This is a genomic window from Geminicoccus flavidas (assembly GCF_009806515.1).
In the GTDB taxonomy this organism is placed as follows: Bacteria; Pseudomonadota; Alphaproteobacteria; order Geminicoccales; family Geminicoccaceae; genus Geminicoccus; species Geminicoccus flavidus.
The window spans coordinates 1-1,659 of the sequence record NZ_WUJP01000971.1 but is presented as its reverse complement, the minus strand read 5'-3'; the positions used below and the strand labels follow the sequence as shown (position 1 = coordinate 1,659).

Annotated in this window: 1 protein-coding gene; it reads left to right on the top strand. The window is 75.7% G+C overall.

Annotated elements, in window-relative coordinates; all coding sequences use genetic code 11:
* Positions 1-1,659 (top strand): MDR/SDR family oxidoreductase (locus tag EQG76_RS27800; protein WP_159718313.1); only part of this gene is annotated, 1,659 nt, incomplete at both ends.

The window sequence follows — 1,659 nt, the reverse complement described above, 5'->3', positions numbered from 1 at the left end:
GGGCGCGGTTCGCCCGGCGGCAGAGCCTGCTCGAGCGGTTCGGCCAGGAAATCGTGTGGGAGCGGCTGGCACCGCCCGCATCGCCCGGTGCGCCAACCGCTGTCTTCGGCAGAGACGACCTGCCCTGGCCCGCGGCCGACTCGGTCGAACAGGCCCGCAGCCTGCTCCAGGCAGGCGCCGGCCCGCTCCTGCTGGCGATCGCCCCGGAGCTGGAGCCGAAGGCTGCCACCGCCTGGCTTGGCGAGCTGGTGCGCGGCCTGGAAGGGGTGCGCGGCCGGCTGCTGATCGCCACCCAGGGCGCAGTCGCGACCGGCCGCGGCGTGGAATGGCCGGGCAGCCTTGGCGGTGCCGCCTTGTGGGGACTGGCCCAGGCGATCGCCGCCGAGCAGCCCGAGCGCACCTGCCGGCTGGTTGATCTCGACCCGGCGAGGCCGGTTGCGGCCCAGGCCGACCTGCTGGCGCTGGAATGCCGCGCTTCGGATGCGCGCGAGGTGGCATGGCGCCATGGCCGCCGCCTCGCGCGGCGGCTGCGCCCGATGGCCGGCACCGAAGCCGGCCCGCCCGCCCGCGCCGTTCTGCATGCCACGGGCGCGCCACCGCAGATCGGCTGGGAGCCGCACGAGCCGGTGGGCGAGGTGCCGGCCGGCCATGTCCTGGTCGAGGTGGTGGCAGCCGGCCTGAACTTCCGCGACCGGCTGGTGGCGCTGGGCCTGCGCCCGGCCGACCTGCCGCTCGGCGCCGACCTGGCCGGGACCGTGCGGGCTACCGGCGCCGGGGTGACCGGCCTCCTGCCTGGCGATGCGGTGGTGGCACTGGCGCAGCCGGCCCTGTGCGACCAAGTGCTGGTCCCCGCAGGCCTGGTCCGGCGGGCCCCTCTGATGGATCTCGTAGCGGCAGCGGCCATGCCGCTGGCCTATGCCACCGCCCTGGCCGCCTGCGGGGAGGTGGAACCCGGCAGGACGGTGCTGGTGCATCAGGCCGCCGGTGCCACCGGCCTTGCGGCCGTCGAGGTCGCACGTGCCGCCGGTGCAACCGTGCATGCTACCGCCAGCCCGGCAAAGCAGCCTGCCCTGCAGTCACTCGGCCTGGAGACACTGACCGACAGCCGCGACCGGGCCAGTTGGCTGCTGGCTCCCGTCGACCTGGCGATCGGGGCATTCGGTCCGGCGCTGGCCGAGGAACTGCCGGCCAGGCGGATCGTCGACCTGACCGGGACCGGCGCGCACGGCTTCGACCTGGACAGGCAACCCGACGCGGTGCGTGCCGCCTGCCTGGGCAGGCTCGACACGTTTCCAACGCTGCCCTGCCGCCCGGTGGCGCGCACCGACCTGGCCGAGGCGATCGCCGCGGTGGGCGAGGGCACCGGCCGCAGCGTCCTGGTCCTGCGCGAGCCGCCCCGTGTGCGGATCGAGCCGCGCGCCAGCTATCTCGTCACTGGTGCCGCCGGCGCCCTCGGCCAGCGGATCGCGCGCTGGCTGGCGGCCGAGGGTGCGGCACTCGTGGCGATGGCCGACCTGGCCGAGCCGCCACCGGTGCCCAACGACCTGGCGGTCCAGGCCGACCTCTGCGACGAGGCGGCAATGGCGGCCCTGGTCCGCCGGATCGACACGCCCGAGCATCCGCTGCGTGGCGTGTTCCATGCGGCGGCAGTCGTCGAGG